Origin of the sequence: Rhodococcus sp. Leaf278 (genome assembly GCF_001426085.1) — a bacterium.
In the GTDB taxonomy this organism is placed as follows: Bacteria; Actinomycetota; Actinomycetes; order Mycobacteriales; family Mycobacteriaceae; genus Rhodococcoides.
Window position 1 is genome coordinate 74,214 of the sequence record NZ_LMRR01000005.1, and the last position, 17,541, is coordinate 91,754.

The window sequence follows — 17,541 nt, forward strand, 5'->3', positions numbered from 1 at the left end:
GGTGCGTCAGTTCGGGACCTGAGCTTCGTGCCCGAGGTGGCGTAGCGCTGCTCGGAGCTTGGCCGCGGCCTCGTCCTGTGATTCTGCGGAAGGGTTCGGATCGGCCCCGGAGATGTCGAAGTTACCCATGTCGTAGGCCGGGAACACGTGCAGATGCAGGTGCGGCACCTCCAGCCCGGCGATCAGCAGACCCGCGCGAGGTGCGTCGAACGCAGTCCGGACGGCCTGACCGATGATCTGTGCAACGGCGGTGATCTTGGCGAACACGGCACCGTCGACGTCCTGCCACTGGTCGATCTCCTCGCGCGGAACCACCAACGTGTGGCCCTGCGTGACCGGCGCGATCGTCAGAAACGCCACGACGTCGTCGTCCTGCCAGACGAACCGTCCCGGAATCTCGCCGGCGATGATCTTGCTGAAAATGGAAGCCATGGGAACAGGATGCCTTACTGGCTTATCTCCCAGCCGATTGCCAGGTTTATCGCAGGGTGGGTCCAGCTCCGGGCCCGAGTCTGGTGCCCATGACAACGAACTCCCTCGCTCGAGCAGCAGGCCAGCGGCCCGGCTCGAACGCCACGGCCACGCTCGAGGTGGTCATCCCGGTCTACAACGAAGAGGCAGACCTCGAACAGTGCATTCGTCGTCTCCACGAGCATCTCGACGACCGAATCCCGTTCCGGTCCCGCATCACGATTGCCGACAACGCCAGTACCGATGGAACGCTCGCTGTTGCTCATCGGCTCGCCGACGAGATCGACGGAGTCGGAGTTCGTCATCTGGACGAGAAGGGTCGCGGCCGCGCGCTCAAGGCAGTGTGGTCCACGTCGGACGCCGACGTGGTGGCCTACATGGACGTCGATCTCTCCACCGATCTGAATGCGTTGATGCCGCTCATCGCACCCCTGATGTCGGGCCACTCGGACCTTGCCATCGGGTCTCGACTGAACCGATCGTCTCGGGTGGTTCGCGGAGCCAAGCGTGAATTCATCTCGCGCAGTTACAATCTCATTCTGCGCACCTCGCTGCGTGCGCGATTCTCGGACGCACAGTGCGGCTTCAAGGCCATGCGTACCGATGTTGCACGGAAGCTGCTCCCGCTGGTCGAAGACACCGGATGGTTCTTCGACACCGAACTGCTGGTCATCGCAGAAAAAGTGGGCCTGCGTATTCACGAGGTGCCCGTCGACTGGGTCGACGACCCGAACAGCAGCGTCAACATCGTCGACACCGCCGTCAAGGACCTGCAGGGATGCTGGCGCGTCGGCCGTGCCCTCGCAACCGGTGTACTGCCGGTCGCTGAACTACGTCGAAGCCTGGGACGGGAGCCGCTCGTGCCCGGTGTGCCGCACGGAATGATCAGCCAAATGGTGCGATTCGGCATCATCGGTATCGCGAGCACCATCGCCTATGCACTGCTGTATCTCGTGCTGCACTCGCTGATCGGCGCACAAGCAGCGAACTTCTTCGGGCTGTTGATCACCGCGGTACTCAACACTGCGGCCAACCGCGCCTTCACCTTCGGCGTCCGCGGGTCCGAGGGGGCCGGGAAGCATCAGCTCCAGGGATTGGTGATCTTCGGCTTCGCGCTGCTGGTGACCAGTGGGTCGCTGGCGGTGCTGCACGCCTGGGTTCCCGATGTGTCCCGGCACACCGAGCTCGCCGTCCTTGTTGTCGCCAATCTCGTGGCCACGGTATGCCGATTCGTCGCGTTGCGGTGGGTCTTCGGTAGCTCCGACGCTGTGGTCGTGCGGTCGGCCGGTTCGGAGAAGGACCTGTGACGGCAACGATCGAGCGGCCCTCCGCGGCGGCACCGTCGGCACCCGTGACGTCCCCGCGGTGGGAATGGGCCGGGCTGGTCGTGTTGCTCGTCGGGACCGCAGTCGCCTACATCTGGGGCCTCGGAGCCTCCGGTTGGGCCAACTCGTTCTATTCCGCTGCGATACAGGCGGGTTCGGTGTCGTGGAAAGCCTTCTTCTTCGGATCCTCCGACGCCGCCAACTCGATCACGGTCGACAAGCCCCCGATGTCGCTGTGGTTGATGTCGTTGTCGGTGCGCATCTTCGGGTTGAACTCTTGGGCAATGCTGGTGCCGCAAGCGCTCCTCGGAGTCGCCTCGGTGGCTCTGCTTCGTGCCACCGTCAAGAGACGATTCGGCGGAGCGGCCGGTCTGCTCGCAGGCATGGTGTTGGCCCTCACCCCCGTTGCTGCACTGATGTTTCGGTTCAACAACCCCGATGCGTTGCTCGTGTTGCTCATGATCGCCTCGGTGTGGGCGCTGCTGCGAGGCGTCGAGACCGGAAAGACCAAGTGGCTGTTGATCACCGGCATGTTCGTCGGATTCGGATTCCTCACCAAGCAACTCCAGGTGATGCTGGTCGTGCAGCCTCTGGCACTGACCTACCTGATCGCCGGGCCGCCGAAATTCCCGACCCGAGTGCTGCAGCTCTTCGGTGCACTGGGCGCACTGATCGTCTCGGCCGGATGGTGGATTCTGATCGTGGAGTTCTGGCCGGCATCGTCCCGGCCGTGGGTCGGCGGATCGCAGAACAATTCGATCCTCGAACTCACGCTCGGCTACAACGGATTCGGCCGTCTCAGCGGTGACGAGACCGGAAGTGTCACACCGGGCGGCGGGGGAGCAGGCGGAGGCGGTTCGATGTGGGGGGAGACCGGCATCTTCCGCATGTTCGACGCCTCCCAGGGCGGCCAGATCGCGTGGTTCATCCCGGCTGCCCTGATTCTGCTGGTTGCCGGACTCGTGTTGTGCGGCAGAGCACCTCGCACCGACGGGCAGCGAGCATCGCTGATCGTGTGGGGTTCCTGGTTGCTCGTCACCGGGCTGACGTTCAGCTTCATGGCCGGAATCTTCCACTCGTACTACACCGTTGCGCTGTCGCCCGCGGTCGCCGCTGTTGTCGGAATCGGCAGTGTGGTGTTGTGGCGACGACGCGATGCGTACTGGGTCCGTATCGCGATGGCCGTCGCGGTGGCGTCGACCGTGGCGATGGCGTGGGTGTTGCTGGGCCGCAGCGAGAGTTTCGTGCCGTGGCTGAAGTGGGCGATTCTCGTCGTCGGAGTTCTCGCTGTTGTGGCGCTGCTGATTCCGGCGCTGACCCGCGGCAGGCTTGCGGCAGTGTCGATTCTGGCGGTGATGTTCGCCGGGCTCGCCGGGCCGACGGCCTACGCAGTCGACACGATCGGCACACCACACACGGGGTCCATCGTCTCGGCCGGTCCGAATACCGGAATGCGCGGATTCGGCGGTATGGGAGAGGGTCGCCGAGGGCAGGGTGGGTTGCCAGGTGGGATGCAGCTGCCTGCCGGTGTCCAGCTGCCGGCGGGTATGCAGCCGCCGGCGGGATTCCCGGGTCAGGCAGGGTCTCCCGGCCAGATGCCGGGCGGTGTCGAGATGGGCGGCATGGGCGGTGGAATGGGTGGTCTTCTCGAAGGCAGTGAGCCGACCACCGCGATCACCGAGATGCTCGAGCAGGACGCGAGCTCCTACACCTGGGTGGCAGCGGCAATCGGAGCCAATACGGCGGCCGGCTATCAACTGGCCACCGAAGACCCCGTCATGCCCGTCGGTGGGTTCAACGGCACCGACCCTTCGCCGACCCTCGAGGAGTTCCAGCACTACGTCGCGGACGGACGGATCCACTTTTTCGTCGGCGGCGGCGGGATGCGGGGGATGGAATCGGGTAGCTCGGCCGCGATCTCGGCCTGGGTCACCGACAACTTCACCGCGACCACGATCGACAACGTGACGTTGTACGACCTCACGCAGTAACTACCGAACCACCACGAGAGAGCCCCGCACCGCGACAGGTGCGGGGCGCTTTCGCGTCGAGCAGATAGTCTGTTGCACTGTGCGCGTACTAGTCATTGGTTCCGGTGCTCGTGAGCACGCCCTTCTACTTGCGTTGAAAGCCGACTCGTCGGTCGAGAAGCTCTTCGTGGCTCCCGGCAACGCAGGTACCGCGAAGCTCGCCGAGCAGCACGCGGTCGACGTCGCCTCCGGGGAAGCGGTGACCGCGCTGGCGAAGAAGATCGAGGCCGATCTCGTGGTCATCGGACCCGAGGTGCCCTTGGTTCTCGGGGTCGCCGACGCACTCCGCGAGGCGGGCATTGCCGCGTTCGGCCCCTCCGCCGACGCCGCGCGCATCGAGGGATCCAAGGCGTTCGCCAAGGACGTGATGGCTGCCGCCGGTGTCCGCACCGCGCACAGCGAAATAGTCGACTCGCCCGCATTGCTGGACGCCGCCCTCGACCGCTTCGGTCCGCACTGGGTGGTCAAGGACGACGGTCTGGCCGCGGGCAAAGGCGTCGTCGTCACCACCGATCGCCTCATCGCTCGCGATCATGCTGCCGAGCTTCTCGAGAACGGTCACCCGGTACTCCTCGAGTCGTTCCTCGACGGCCCCGAGGTTTCCCTGTTCTGCCTTGTCGACGGCGAGACAGTGGTGCCGCTGCTGCCCGCGCAGGACCACAAACGCGTCGGCGATGGAGATACCGGGCCCAACACCGGCGGCATGGGTGCGTACACCCCGTTGCCGTGGTTGCCGGCGGACGCGGTCGAGGACATCGTGCGCGATGTGGTGAAACCCGTTGCCGCCGAGATGGTGAAGCGCGGCGTGCCGTTCTCCGGACTGCTGTATGCAGGCCTGGCGATGGGAGCCGACGGGCCGGCCGTCGTCGAATTCAATTGTCGCTTCGGTGATCCCGAGACCCAAGCGGTGCTCGCGCTGCTCGATTCACCCCTCGGTGAGGCGCTGAACGCGACGGCAACCGGGACCCTTGCGTCGCTGCCGCCGCTGCGCTGGAAAGACGGCGCGGCTGTCACCGTCGTCATCGCTGCCGAGAACTACCCCGGTCGGCCGCGTATCGGTGACGAGATCCTCGGCTCCGACGGCGCAGGCGTCCTGCATGCAGGTACTGCGGTCAAGGACGGAGTGGTGGTGTCTGCGGGCGGACGCGTGTTGAGCGTGGTCGGCACCGGATTCGATCTCACCGCCGCCCGAGACGATGCCTACTCCCGAATTGCTGGAATCCGCTTGCCGGGCAGTCATTTCCGTACGGACATCGGACTGGCTGCAGTGGAAGGTCGTATCTCGCTTTAGGCGTGCTGCGTCGGCGGTGCGCTGAGTGTCCACAATTTCGCCTACCACACGGGATCCCGTGTGTCGGCCGAAAAAGTGGACACTCACGTCAGTTGTCCACAGGTAGCAGCGTTATCCACATTTCTCGAATCGCTCGCCCACGAGTGGATTTCCGACGCCAGGCTGTAGTCCATGGGGGTATACACGAGGCAGCAGCTGTTGGACACCGGCGTCAGCGAGGGCGCAATTGCGTATCGGACGAGAGCCGGCACACTGACCAGGCTGCTTCCGAGCATCTACTGCACCGGCGAACCGACGTACCGGGACCGGTGCGTCGCCGCTACGATCTGGCAACCTCACGCAGTGCTGAGCCATCTCGCTGCGGCGTGGTGGTGGAATTTGCTCGAGCACGAACCCGATCACGTGGACATCACAGTTCCTCGCACGTCGAGAACTCGCGGTCCGAAGTGGCTGCGGGCGTACCGACGCAGTCTCACCGAGTCGAGCTTCGCGGACGGTCTGCCGGTGGTGACCATCGAGCAGTCCATCGTCGACGTCGCTGTGTCGCTGACCCGGCCCGAATTGGAGCAGTTCTTCGACTCTGCGCTGAGCCGCGCGGTGAGCTGGCGCGGGGTCGCGAGGCAATGCGAGAAGTCGGCCGGGATGGCCGGCATCACCGAGGTGAGAAGGCAGCTGCGACTGTGTTGCCCGCGGACTCTGTCCGAACCCGAACGCTTGGTGGCTCGGGCACTCACGGCGGCGGGCTACTTCCTCGAGATCAACGCGGAGGTGGGGCCCTACTACGCGGATCTGATGGACCGTCGCGCTCGGGTGATCGTCGAAATCGATGGACGTGAATTCCACAGCGCACCGGGTGTGTTCACCAACGACCGCGTGCGCCAGAATGCTCTGCAACTCGACGGCTGGCTGGTGTTGCGTTATTCGGCGGCGATGGTGCTGACCGACCTGGATTATGTGGTGCGGCAGATCGTCGACACCGTACGACGTCGCCGGAAGGCACTGACGTGAGTGTCCACAATTTATGCTGTCAGACGGGATCCCGTGGCTGCCTCGAAATAGTGGACACTCAGTGCGCCTGCGCCGGGCGAAGCGACGTCAGTAGTGTCGAAATATGCACAGTGAATCGCAGCGATCGAAGGTCGAGCCGTTTCATGTGATGGATGTGTTCGCGGCAGCGGCCGAGCGATCACGCACTCACGGCGATGTACTTTCGCTGGCCGCAGGTCAGCCGTCCACTCGGGCACCCGGGCCCGTGTTGCGTGCCACCCGTGAGGCCCTGGACGCGAACCTGCTCGGGTACACCGAGACGCTCGGGATTCTGCCGCTGCGTCAGGCAGTCGCCGAATATCACAGCGCGCGGTACGGCATCACCGTCGACGCCGACGACGTGGTGATCACCACCGGGTCGTCGGGCGCATTCACCCTGCTGTTCCTCGCGGCATTCGACGCGGGAGATACCGTCGTCATGGCCAGGCCCGGTTATCCGGCCTATCGAAACACGTTGGCGGCGTTGGGCTGTCGGGTCGTCGAACTGGACTGCGTGGAAGAGACTCGATTCCAGCCCACCGTCGCGATGCTCGAGGAACTGCCTGAGCCGCCGGCCGGGCTGATCATCGCGAGCCCGGCCAATCCCACCGGCACGATCATCGACGCCGATGAGCTGGCCGCCATCGCGCGCTGGTGCGACGAGCACGAAACGCTGTTGATCTCGGACGAGATCTACCACGGCATCTCCTACGGCAATGCGCACACGTCCAGCGCGTGGGAGACATCGAAAGAATCCGTCGCGATCGGATCGGTGTCGAAGTACTTCTCGATGACCGGTTGGCGGTTGGGCTGGATGCTGCTGCCGGCCCGATTGCGCAGAGCCGTCGAACGATTGGCGTCGAACATGACGGTGTGCCCCCCGGCGATCTCACAGGTTGCGGCCATCGCCGCGTTCACCGAGGAGTCCCGCCGAGAGCTGGATTCGCATGTCGAGCGCTACGCCGTCAATCGCCGAATTCTGCTCGACGGTCTGCCGGCAATGGGCATCACCGATGTCGCACCGGCCGACGGTGCGTTCTACGTGTACGCCGACATCGCGCACCTCACAGACGACTCGCGGAGCTGGTGTGCCCGAGTGCTTTCCGAGACCGGGGTTGCACTGGCACCGGGCGTGGATTTCGACACCGTGCGAGGCAACCACACAGTGCGATTCTCGTTCGCAGGCACCACAGCCGACGTCGAAGAAGCGTTGGAGCGACTTCGTCGCATGTGAGTGTTTCCTCGCAGCAGGCTACGAGGCAGGAGTGGAGCCTGCGGAACGACAGGAAGGCGCTGCGTTCACATGCGGCGCAGCCGCTCCAGCACCTCGGAAATGTCGACGCCGGAGACGTCGCGATGCGTCACGAAGCGCACCTTGCCCGCAACGGTGACCGCGGCGATGCCCAACTCGGCCAGCTCCCTCACCGTGTGCGCTGGGTCTTCCACAGTGGCCAGCACTATGTTGGTTTCGGGGTTCGGCACGTCCCAGCCCCGCTCCCGCAGCCCGGAAGCGAGGGTTGCCGCGTTGGCATGGTCCTCGGCCAGATCACCGATTCGATCCAGCGCGACGAGCCCCGCCGCAGCCAGAATGCCACCCTGACGAACCCCGCCGCCCAACATCTTTCGGACGCGTCGGGCCTCGTGGATTCTCGCGGCGTCGGAGACCAACATCGAGCCGACGGGCGCTCCGAGGCCCTTGCTCAGGCACACCTGCACCGTATCGGCGCCCGCAGTCAACGACGCGATCGGAACATTCTGGGCCACAGCGGCATTCCACAGTCGCGCACCATCGAGGTGAATCTTCAGACCCGAGTCACGCCCGGCAGCAACGAGTCCCGCCCACTCGTCCGGTCCGAAGACAGTACCGCCGGCGAAGTTGTGGGTGTTCTCGAGCGAGAGCAGCGTGGTCCGCAGCGCGAAGTACGGCCCTGCGCCGCCGGCCTTGGCGCGCACGGTCGACGCGAGGGGACGGCCAGGGCCTGCGTCGTGGGGCAGTGCGTCGGGCATCCCGCCTGCCAACCACGCCGCGGTGCCGAGCTCGGATCCCAGCACGTGCGCGTGCTCGGGGGCCAGGAACCGATCGCCGCGCTGCAGATGCAGCATCAGCGCGATGATGTTGCCCATCGATCCCGACGGGACCCACAGTGCCGACTCGAATCCGAGCATGCCTGCGACTGCCTCTTCCAGTGCCGCCATCGTGGGGTCGTGATCGAGGACGTCGTCGCCCACTTCGGCGTCGGCCATGGCTTTTCGCATGACCGAATCCGGTCGGGTGATGGTGTCGGAGCGGAGGTCGATCGTTCTGTGTGCCACGGGTAACGACAATTCCATAGCTCGAAAGCAGTCCGACGAACGCCCTCGAGCTGGCACGATGACTTGAATGTCCGCAGGTCCGACCGAGTCGCATCACAAGGTGTCGGGTGCGACTCCGAAGGGGGTGCGCCGCCGGCAGGCATTGGCGTCGGCCGCTGCGGACCTCCTCGTCGAGGGTGGCTTCGACGCGGTTCGGCACCGATCCGTGGCCTCGCGAGCCGGGTTGCCGCTGGCGTCGACCACGTACTACTTCGAGTCCCTCGGAGACCTGGTGGCGGCGGCCGTCGACGTCGTCGGAACCCGTGAGATCGACGTCATGCGCGGTCGTATCGAGGACGAGGGCACGTGCTCGAACAAGATGGAATCGACGGTCGACCTCATCGTCGACCTGCTCATCGGGCCACAGGTCGGACACGAGCAACTGATCGCGCGATACGAACGCTTCATCGCGTCGGCCCGGCATCCCGAACTGCGAGAAGTGCAACTGCGGCTACGCGCCCAGATCGACGACCTCCTCACCGACGTGCTGCGTCGATCGGGCCGAACCGTGCAGGAAGAGCAGCTACGACGACTCGTCGCGGTGGTCGACGGAGCAGTGGTGGGTGCGCTCAGCGAAGTGGACCCAGACCCTCGTGACATGGCCCGAAGCATGCTCTTGGCCGTCATCGACGTGGTCGCTCCAGCGGAACAGGTACCGGCCGAGTGACTATTCGGTCTCGCCGGAGTCCGTGTCGCGGGTGGGTGGCACCTCGCACACGCCGTCCGCGCAGACGAGGCCGTGTTCGTCGCCGACCATCTCCAGAGGACCGGTCATGAGTCGCCCGCGGCTTTCTGCAGGACATCTGCGAACACCGACGGGTCCTGCGCACCGGAGACACCGAGCCGTCCGTCGACCACGAAGAACGGCACTCCACTGATCCCGTAGGCGATGGCCTGCTCCTTGTCCGCGCGCACTGCCGGCAGGAACTCCTCGGACTTCAGCGCCTCGAGCACCTCGTCACGGTCCAGGCCGATCTCTACGGCCAGGTCGGCGAGGTCATCGATGCGGCCGACATGGCGGCCCTCCTCGAAGTAGGCCGCCAGGAGCCGTTCCTTCATCTCGACCTGCTTGCCCTTGGATTTGGCGAAGTGCAGGAGCTCGTGCGCCTTGACGGTGTTGGTGTGCTGCAGGGCGTCGAAGTCGTACGTGAGCCCCTCGCCCGCAGCCAGCTCGGTCATCTGGCCCAACATCTGCGTGACCTGGGCGGCCGGCATGCCTTTGTGAGAGACGAGGAAGTCGACCTCGCTGCCGTCGAAGTCGACCGGTGTGTCGGGTGCCAGCTCGAACGAGTGGAACTCCACCTCGAGCGTTCCGCCACCGGCGGTGAACTCCGCGGCGGCTGCCTCGAAACGCCGTTTGCCGACGAAGCACCACGGGCACGCTATGTCGGACCAGATATCGACCTTCACTGTTCGGCTCACCACGCATGCAACATCGGAATGAGCTGCGGGTATTCCAGCGGCAGGCGAGAGGAAACAGTGCAGTCGTCTGCCGAGACCGACAACTGCGCCACGTAAGCTGGACGCTCGTGAGCATCCCGAATGTCCTGGCCACCCGTTACGCGAGTCCCGAACTGGTGGCGCTGTGGTCGCCGGAGCACAAGATCGCCCTGGAACGCCAGTTGTGGATCGCCGTGCTGCGTGCACAATCCTCACTCGGAGTGGACGTCCCCAACGCCGCGATCGACGACTACGAGGCCGTTGTCGACCAGGTCGATCTTGCGTCGATCGCCGAGCGCGAACGGGTCACCCGACACGACGTCAAGGCTCGAATCGAGGAGTTCAACGCCCTCGCCGGCCACGAGCACATCCACAAGGGACTCACCAGCCGCGACCTCACCGAGAATGTCGAGCAGCTGCAGATCCTGCGCTCGCTCGAACACGTGCACGCGCATGGCGTCGCCGTTGCGAAGCGGCTGGCCGAACGCGCCGCCGAGTACTCCTCGCTCGTCATGGCCGGCCGCAGCCACAACGTTGCAGCTCAGGCGACGACGCTGGGCAAGCGCTTCGCGTCCGCCGCCGACGAGCTGCTGCTGGCACTGGCCCGGGTCCAGGAACTGATCGCCCGTTACCCGCTGCGCGGAATCAAGGGTCCGATGGGTACCTCGCAGGACATGCTCGATCTTTTCGGCGGTGACTCCGCCAAGCTCGTCGCGCTCGAGCGCATCGTCGCCGATCACCTCGGTTTCCGGCACACGCTCACCAGCGTCGGCCAGGTGTATCCGCGTTCGCTCGATCACGAGGTCGTCTCCGCGCTGGTTCAGATCGGTGCCGGACCGTCCTCGTTCGCGCATACCGTCCGCCTGATGGCCGGGCACGAGCTCGTCACCGAAGGCTTCCAGGCAGGCCAGGTCGGCTCCTCTGCGATGCCGCACAAGATGAACACCCGTTCGTGCGAGCGTGTGAACGGCCTGCAGGTGGTGCTGCGCGGCTACGGATCGATGGCCGCCGAGCTCGCCGGAGCCCAGTGGAACGAGGGCGACGTCTTCTGTTCCGTCGTGCGCCGCGTCGCGCTGCCCGACGCCTTCTTCGCCATCGACGGTCTCATCGAGACCTTCCTGACCGTGCTCGACGAATTCGGTGCCTACCCGGCCGTCATCGCGAAGGAACTCGATCGCTACCTGCCGTTCCTCGCGACGACGAAGGTGCTCATGGCCGCCGTGCGCGCGGGCGTCGGCCGCGAGACCGCGCACGAGGCGATCAAGGAGCACGCCGTCGCCGTTGCACTGGCGATGCGTGAGCAGGGACAAGAACCCGACCTGCTCGACCGCCTCGCCGCAGACGATCGACTCCCACTCGACCGCGCTGCCCTCGATGCGGCACTGGCCGACAAGACGGCCTTCATCGGTGCAGCCGACGCCCAGGTCAGTGCTGTCGTCTCGGCCGTGGAGCGATTGATCGCGAAGTTCCCCGGCGGAGCGTCCTACAGCCCGTCGCCGATTCTGTAGTCAGGCCAGGACCAGTCGGTTCAGGACCTCGGGGAGGTCCGCGACGGAGTCGATCACGTGGTTGGGCTCCATCGCGAATTCGTCCGTGATGCGTCGATCCAACGCGTCCTGCTGGAACTTCCCGGTGCGCACCAGCACCCCCGTCATGCCGACGACCTGGGCGGCGAGAACGTCGTTGTCCAGGTCGTCGCCGACCATCACGACATCGTCCGGGTCGACGCCCATCCGCTCGGATGCCGTCCTGAAGCCCAGCGGAGCCGGCTTCCCGATGGCCTTCGCGGTATGGCCCGACGCCTGTTCCATTCCGGCCAGATACATGCCGGTGTCGATGCGCAGACCGGCTCCCGTGCTCCACATCAACGACCTGTGCATCGCGACGACGGGTATGCCGCGGCACAACCAGTCGTAGACGCGACTGAGACGTTCGTGGGTGAACTCGGGACCGGCACCGCCGACCACCACGACGTCGGGATCCTCGGACGTCTCGTCGACGAACTCGATGCCCGGCATGTCGCTTGCGATCTCGCCGTTGTTTATCAGCACCACCCGCGAGTCCGGATAGTTCTCGCGTAGATGATCTGCGGTGAGCGACGCGGCGGTGACGATCTCGTCGGAATGGACGTCGAGGCCGACATCGCGCAACGCAACGGCGATCTGCTCACGCGTCTTGGACGTCGTGTTGGTCAGAAACGCGCGGGCAATGTCCTTGCTGTCCAGAAACTTCAGCGTTTCCGCGGCTCCGGGCACCGCCTGCCACGACGTCACCAGGACACCGTCGATGTCGAAAAGAACCCCGCCGATACCCATCGGCAAACAGTAGTCTCCGGGTCCGGTCACCGCAGCGTCAGCAGACCAGCGCCTACGCTCAGGGATTGTGAATCCATACACAATCTTCGCCGAGATCATTGCCGGGACGGCCGAGTCCTCCCGTGTGTACGAGGACGAGACAATGGTCGCGTTCATGGACATTCGACCGCTCACCAGCGGACACGTGCTGGTGGTGCCCAGGGAGCAATTCCGAACGCTGGCGGAGTTGCCACCGGAAGTCGGCGCCCACCTGTTCGTCGTCGGTCAGAAGGTGGCTGCCGCTGTGCGCGAAAGTAATCCACGTGTCGCCGGCGTCAACCTGTTTCTCGCCGACGGGACGGTCGCGGGCCAAGAGATCTTCCATGTGCATCTGCATGTGATCCCACGGATGATCGGCGACGGCTTCGGCCTCCGTGCTCGACCGTCGTCGCCGCAGCGATCCGAACTGGACCGACGAGCTGCGGAGATTGCTGCCGCGATTACTCGTCAGTGACCTTCTGGGCCTTGGACAGTGCGTCCGCGTAGACGTTGATCGTGTTGGTGTAGCGGCTGTAGCTCTTGTTGGCACCGTAGTCCCAGAGCACCATCTGTTGCGTGTCGACGGCCGCGATGGTGTCGAATCCGGGGTAGCGGCTGGGGATGTCGGCAAGCTTCACGTCAGCTGCGTTGGCGACGTCGTGGTAGACGAATGCGACATCGGCATCGACGGTCGACACGTTCTCCCAGGACACCTTCTTCCAGTACCCGTCATCGGTGCCGTCGGGGGTGTACATCTTCAGGCCCCAACTTCGGTAGTCGCTGAAGTCCGGGTCCGCGGACGGGTCGAGTACGTAGGCGACGTCGAGGGGCCAGACTCCGACTCCCGTGAGGTCATGCCGTTCGGAGGCAACCTTCTCGAAGTTGTCGACGGCAGCGTCGTACTCGGCCTTGATGTCTGCCAGTTTCGGGGTGTCGAGATCGACTCCGAGTGAGGACGCGAGTCCGGCGTAGTTCTCGATGGTCTGTGCGGTCGATGTCGTATCCAAGGTGACGCCCAGGGTGGGAGCGAGCTGATCGATGGTGTCGGCCTTGGACGCGTGGGCCGTGGTGGTCAGCTTGCCGAATTGGCCGAATCGTGGGTTGAACTCGCCGATGACAAGATCCGGTTCGAGGGCGGCGGCTTTCTCGAAATCGAATGCGCGCCAGCTCTCGCCGACCGATTCGATGCCGGTGAGGTCGGAGCAACTCAGAATGGGGCTGGTGCCCAGCGGAGTCGTCGACCAGATAGCGATGGGCTTGATTCCGTACGACAGCAGCGCCGCGGCCGATTCTTCGTCGGCGATGATTCTGGTCGGTTGGGAATCGAGCGAAATGGTCCGTCCGCGGCCGTCGGTAAACATGAACGGTCCCGACGCTCGGTCGACTGCGTCGACGCGGTCGTTCTCGCCGCACGCGGCGGGGTTCGCGTTCAGGTCGACGATCTGTGCGCCGCGGCTTTCCTGTTCGCTGCTGCATGCGGCCGCAGTGAAGAAGACGAGGACCGCAATGCTCCCGGTCAAGACACGTGGACGGGACCCGAACCGGCCGGTGCTGCGTATTCGATGAGAGATCATGTGTCGCTTTCGTCTTGGTTTGTCGGCCAGAAGCCGGGTGCGGTGGTGCAGGTGCCGTCCACTTCTCGGTGCCGACAGATGTTAGCCTCCTCAGGGTCGACTAAGCGAGGGTAGCCTTTCCTTATGGACGTCAGTGGCGAAACTCCTGGTCACACCCAGTACGACGCAGAGTGCAGCCGATCGAAGGGGACACGCCGGATGGATCCGCACGGAATCGGGACCGAAAAACTGCGGGCGCAGGTCGCAGAACTGATCGGCGTCGAACCCGATTCCGTCTCGCTCGATGCGAATCTTTTCGAGTTGGGACTGGAATCGATCGTGCTGATGCGGTTGGTCGGCAGGTTCCGCAAGCAAGGTTCGGCGGTGACATTCGCAGATCTTGCAGCGCGGCCCACGATCTCGGCCTGGTCCGAACTGGTCGGTGTCGCGGTCGAACCGGCACCAGTGTCCACTGCCACCAAGTCGAACGCGGTGAACACCGGCAGCTTCGACCTCGCGGTGCTGCAGCACGCCTACTGGATCGGCCGCAGCGCGGAGCAGCGGTTCGGCGGTGTCGCTCCGCATCTGTACACCGAGTTCGACGGCCGAGGAGTCGATCCCGATCGACTGCGCAACGCGTTCGACGCCGTTGCTCGTAGGCACGACATGCTGCGGGCTCGGATCACCGACAACGGACAACAAGTGATCGAGTCGGCCCCGGGGTGGCGCGGGTTGACCGTGCACGATCTGCGGAGGGCGGACGATGCAGCAGCCTTACTGGAGCGAACTCGGCAACGTCTGACCCATCAGATCCTCGATATCGAAGCGGGAGAGGTGTTCTCGGCAGATCTGTCGATGCTGCCGGACGGTCGAACTCGGTTGCATCTCGATATGGACATGATCGCAGGCGACGCCGTCAGCTTTCGCATTCTGGTCGCAGACCTGGCGCAGGCATACGACGGTCGGGCACTCCCCACCATCGACTACAGCTACGAGCGTTACCTTGCCGACCGGCCGGACGATCGCCGCAACGCACGTGCGCAGGCCGAACGGTACTGGTCCGACCGACTCGATTCTCTGCCCGGAGCGCCCACTCTGCCTCTGCTCGAACGTGATTCAGGCACACCCGTGGCAACGCGGCGGGCGTTTCATCTCGACTCGCATGCGTATTCGCAACTGCAATCGCAGGCTCGTGCGCACGGCGTCACTCCGGCGGCCGCGGTGGCAGCGGCCTTCGCCGAGGTGGTCGGGGCGTGGTCGCGTGAGCAACGATTCATCCTCAACGTTCCGATGTTCGACCGTGCCCCGACGCACCCGGCCGTCGGCGAACTGATCGGCGACTTCTCGTCCTCGGTCATGTTGGATGTCGATCTGAGCGAGAACCTGTCGTTCGCGGAGCGGTCCCGGCATCTGCGGGCACGCCTGCACGAGGACGCCTCGCACGTCGACTATTCCGGAGTGGAGGTACTTCGCGAGCTCGGTCGTCGCAGAGGGGAACCGGTACTCGCGCCCGTCGTCTTCACCAGTGCGCTCGGATTGGGCGAGCTGTTCGACGGCCGTGCGCGGGAGGTGTTCGGGGACCCGGTCTGGATCATGTCGCAGGGACCGCAGGTGGTTCTGGACGCACAGATCACCGAGCTCGACGGCGGCGTGCTGGTCAATTGGGACATTCGCGAGAACGAGTTCCTCCCAGGGGTTCCCGAGGCGATGTTCGACGCCTTCGAGTCGCTCGTTCGAGGCCTCGTCGACGAGGATGCCGTCTGGACGAAGCCGGTAGGCCGGCTGGCTCCGTCGCGTCAACTTCTCTCGCGGACCCCGACCGCCGATGTACCGCGCACGGATGCGTCGCCGACGGTCGGGACCGAGACTCTGCACCGCGCCTTCTTCGACCGGGCGGCCGGAACACCGGACGCGATCGCTCTCGAGTGGGGCGACGACGAGTCGATGACCTACGGCGAACTGTGCGACCGGGCTCTGAGAGTGGCTGCGGCGCTGACAGATCGTGGGGTTGCGGTGGGCGACACCGTAGGGGTGACGCTGCCGAAGGGGCCCGACCAAGTCACCGCAGTTCTCGGTGTGCTCGCCGCGGGTGGGGTGTACGTGCCGATCGGCGTCGACCAACCGGCGACTCGGGCTGCGCTGATCGCTGAAAAAGCCGGCTTCACGGTGACGATCGGGGGATCGGGTGACGACGGCCTCGATGTGTCCGAGAGTGGAGCCTGCGGAATGACCATTTCCGACGCGGTCCTCGCTGATCCTGTGACCGCACCCCATCTCGGACCCGACACCGCTCCCGCGTACATGATCTTCACGTCCGGTTCGACGGGCGAACCGAAGGGTGTCGTGGTCTCACATCGTGCCGCGATGAACACGATCAGCGACCTGATAAGACGATTCGAGCTGGACGAGCTCTACCGTCCGTTGTGCCTGTCCGAGTTGGACTTCGACCTGTGCACCTTCGACCTGTTCTCGGTGTTCGCGGCGGGCGGTACGGCCGTGCTCATCGAGGAACACGAGCGCAGGGATCCGCAACGCTGGGCCGCTCTGATCCGTGCCCATCGAGTCACGGTGATCAGCTGCGTACCGCCGCTGCTGGACATGATCCTGTCCACCGGTGAAGATCTCGGCGATTCGCTCGAGGTAGTCATGCTCGGCGGTGACAAGGTGGGTATCGATCTCTACCGCCGCTTGACGGCTGCGGTTCCTGGGTGCCGGTTCGCCGGGCTCGGTGGCGCAACGGAAACCGCGATCCACAACAGCATCTGTGAGGTCGTGGACGTCGATCCGAACTGGCGCACAGTCCCGTTCGGTGTGCCGCTGCGGTCCATGGCGCTTCGGGTCGTCGATGCGCGTGGGCACCAGGTGCCGGACTGGGTGCCCGGCGAGCTGTGGGTGGCGGGCGTCGGTCTCGCCGACGGCTACCTGGGCGATCCCGAGCGTACGAACGAGCGCTTCGTCGACGCCGATGGATACCGCTGGTACCGCACCGGCGATCTGGTTCGCTACGGCACGGGCTCGATGGTCGAATTCGTTGGCCGCGTGGACAATCAGATCAAGATCAATGGATTCCGCATCGAGCTCGGCGAGATCGACTCCGTCCTCGGTAGCGATCCCGAGGTCGTTGCCGCCGCAGCAGTTGTCGATCGCTCGGGCTCTGCCACGGTGATGGCAGCAGTGGTGCTCACCGATCGCGACGCGGACCCGGATGAGACCGTTGCGGGCATCATCGCCAGGGCTGCCGAGCGTCTGCCTGCACACATGGTGCCGGAACGGACGGTGGCACTGCGAGCCTTGCCGCTCACCGTGAACGGCAAGATCGATTCCGCGGCCATCGTCGAATTATGCCGCGCAGCAGGCAATACCGAGCGAGTGCAGGCGCGAGTGGCTCCCAGAACCCACCTCGAGCGCGCACTCGCCTCGATCTGGCAGACGGTGCTCGGCGTCGACGAGATAGGCGTCACCGACACCCTGTTCTCGCTGGGCGGCGACTCCGTCCTCGCGACCACCATCGTCGCCCGAACTCGTGCTGCCTTCGACATCACGTACGTCACGGTGAGGATGCTGTTCGCTGCCCCTACGGTTTCGGGTTTGGCGGAGTCGATGATCGTCGCGGCAGGCGATACCGAGCTGCTCGAGGCGACGGCAGAGATCTACGTGTCGATCGAATCCATGTCCGAGGACCAACTGCTGGCGGCCCTCGATCAGCAGCACACGCCCTGA

Annotated in this window: 14 protein-coding genes; 9 read left to right on the forward strand and 5 right to left on the reverse strand. The window is 65.0% G+C overall.

The window, feature by feature from the left end:
- Window positions 1–6 precede the first annotated feature (6 nt).
- Complete coding sequence (locus ASG84_RS07195; RefSeq protein WP_057476326.1) at window positions 7–432, reverse strand: HIT family protein; 426 nt, start codon at window positions 430–432, stop codon at window positions 7–9.
- A gap of 89 nt (window positions 433–521) precedes the next feature.
- On the opposite strand from ASG84_RS07195, the gene ASG84_RS07200 reads away from it, so the two are divergent.
- The 5 genes from ASG84_RS07200 (at window position 522) to ASG84_RS07220 (ending at window position 7,377) form a co-directional block, all read left to right on the forward strand.
- On the forward strand, window positions 522–1,778 hold the full coding sequence (locus tag ASG84_RS07200) for a bifunctional glycosyltransferase family 2/GtrA family protein (protein WP_057476327.1): 1,257 nt from the start codon (window positions 522–524) through the stop codon (window positions 1,776–1,778).
- Entirely contained in the window at window positions 1,775–3,787 is a 2,013-nt protein-coding gene (locus tag ASG84_RS07205; protein WP_057476328.1) for a glycosyltransferase family 39 protein, read from the forward strand. Before ASG84_RS07200 ends, ASG84_RS07205 begins: the two co-directional genes overlap by 4 nt.
- 79 nt (window positions 3,788–3,866) lie before the next feature.
- The gene (gene purD, locus ASG84_RS07210) at window positions 3,867–5,117 is read left to right on the forward strand and encodes a phosphoribosylamine--glycine ligase (protein WP_057476329.1); all 1,251 of its coding nucleotides are present in this window, start codon (window positions 3,867–3,869) and stop codon (window positions 5,115–5,117) included.
- Window positions 5,118–5,288: 171 nt separating this feature from the next.
- Window positions 5,289–6,125, forward strand: a complete 837-nt coding sequence (locus ASG84_RS07215) for a DUF559 domain-containing protein (RefSeq protein ID WP_057476330.1) — start codon at window positions 5,289–5,291, stop codon at window positions 6,123–6,125.
- 103 nt (window positions 6,126–6,228) lie between these two features.
- The gene (locus ASG84_RS07220) at window positions 6,229–7,377 is read left to right on the forward strand and encodes a pyridoxal phosphate-dependent aminotransferase (protein ID WP_057476331.1); all 1,149 of its coding nucleotides are present in this window, start codon (window positions 6,229–6,231) and stop codon (window positions 7,375–7,377) included.
- A 65-nt stretch (window positions 7,378–7,442) separates the two neighbouring features.
- On the opposite strand, the gene ASG84_RS07225 is transcribed toward ASG84_RS07220, so the two are convergent.
- Window positions 7,443–8,456 carry a GntG family PLP-dependent aldolase gene (locus tag ASG84_RS07225; protein ID WP_235581572.1) on the reverse strand — a complete coding sequence of 338 codons (1,014 nt, stop codon included), beginning with the start codon at window positions 8,454–8,456 and terminating at the stop codon, window positions 7,443–7,445.
- Between the two features lie 67 nt (window positions 8,457–8,523).
- On the opposite strand from ASG84_RS07225, the gene ASG84_RS07230 reads away from it, so the two are divergent.
- Window positions 8,524–9,162 (forward strand): TetR/AcrR family transcriptional regulator, encoded by a 639-nt coding sequence (locus tag ASG84_RS07230; protein WP_057476333.1) that lies wholly within the window; start codon window positions 8,524–8,526, stop codon window positions 9,160–9,162.
- A 104-nt stretch (window positions 9,163–9,266) separates the two neighbouring features.
- Here ASG84_RS07230 and ASG84_RS07235 read toward each other — a convergent pair whose 3' ends face one another.
- Window positions 9,267–9,917, reverse strand: a complete 651-nt coding sequence (locus ASG84_RS07235) for a DsbA family oxidoreductase (protein ID WP_057476400.1) — start codon at window positions 9,915–9,917, stop codon at window positions 9,267–9,269.
- 107 nt (window positions 9,918–10,024) lie between these two features.
- On the opposite strand from ASG84_RS07235, the gene purB reads away from it, so the two are divergent.
- A complete protein-coding gene (purB, locus tag ASG84_RS07240; protein WP_057476334.1) occupies window positions 10,025–11,443 on the forward strand; it encodes an adenylosuccinate lyase in 1,419 nt (472 codons plus the stop codon).
- Here the strand turns inward: purB and ASG84_RS07245 are convergent, their stop codons facing one another.
- Window positions 11,444–12,250: an HAD-IIA family hydrolase gene (locus ASG84_RS07245; protein ID WP_057476335.1), complete on the reverse strand. Its 807-nt coding sequence runs from the start codon at window positions 12,248–12,250 to the stop codon at window positions 11,444–11,446.
- Window positions 12,251–12,317: 67 nt separating this feature from the next.
- Here ASG84_RS07245 and ASG84_RS07250 point away from each other — a divergent pair, with 67 nt between their 5' ends.
- Window positions 12,318–12,743, forward strand: a complete 426-nt coding sequence (locus ASG84_RS07250) for an HIT family protein (RefSeq protein WP_057476336.1) — start codon at window positions 12,318–12,320, stop codon at window positions 12,741–12,743.
- On the opposite strand, the gene ASG84_RS07255 is transcribed toward ASG84_RS07250, so the two are convergent.
- Complete coding sequence (locus tag ASG84_RS07255; protein ID WP_162248320.1) at window positions 12,730–13,788, reverse strand: ABC transporter substrate-binding protein; 1,059 nt, start codon at window positions 13,786–13,788, stop codon at window positions 12,730–12,732. The two genes, ASG84_RS07250 and ASG84_RS07255, sit on opposite strands and share 14 nt — an antisense overlap.
- A 252-nt stretch (window positions 13,789–14,040) precedes the next feature.
- Here ASG84_RS07255 and ASG84_RS07260 point away from each other — a divergent pair, with 252 nt between their 5' ends.
- Window positions 14,041–17,541, forward strand: coding sequence for a non-ribosomal peptide synthetase (locus ASG84_RS07260; protein WP_057476338.1), 3,501 nt, complete (start codon window positions 14,041–14,043; stop codon window positions 17,539–17,541).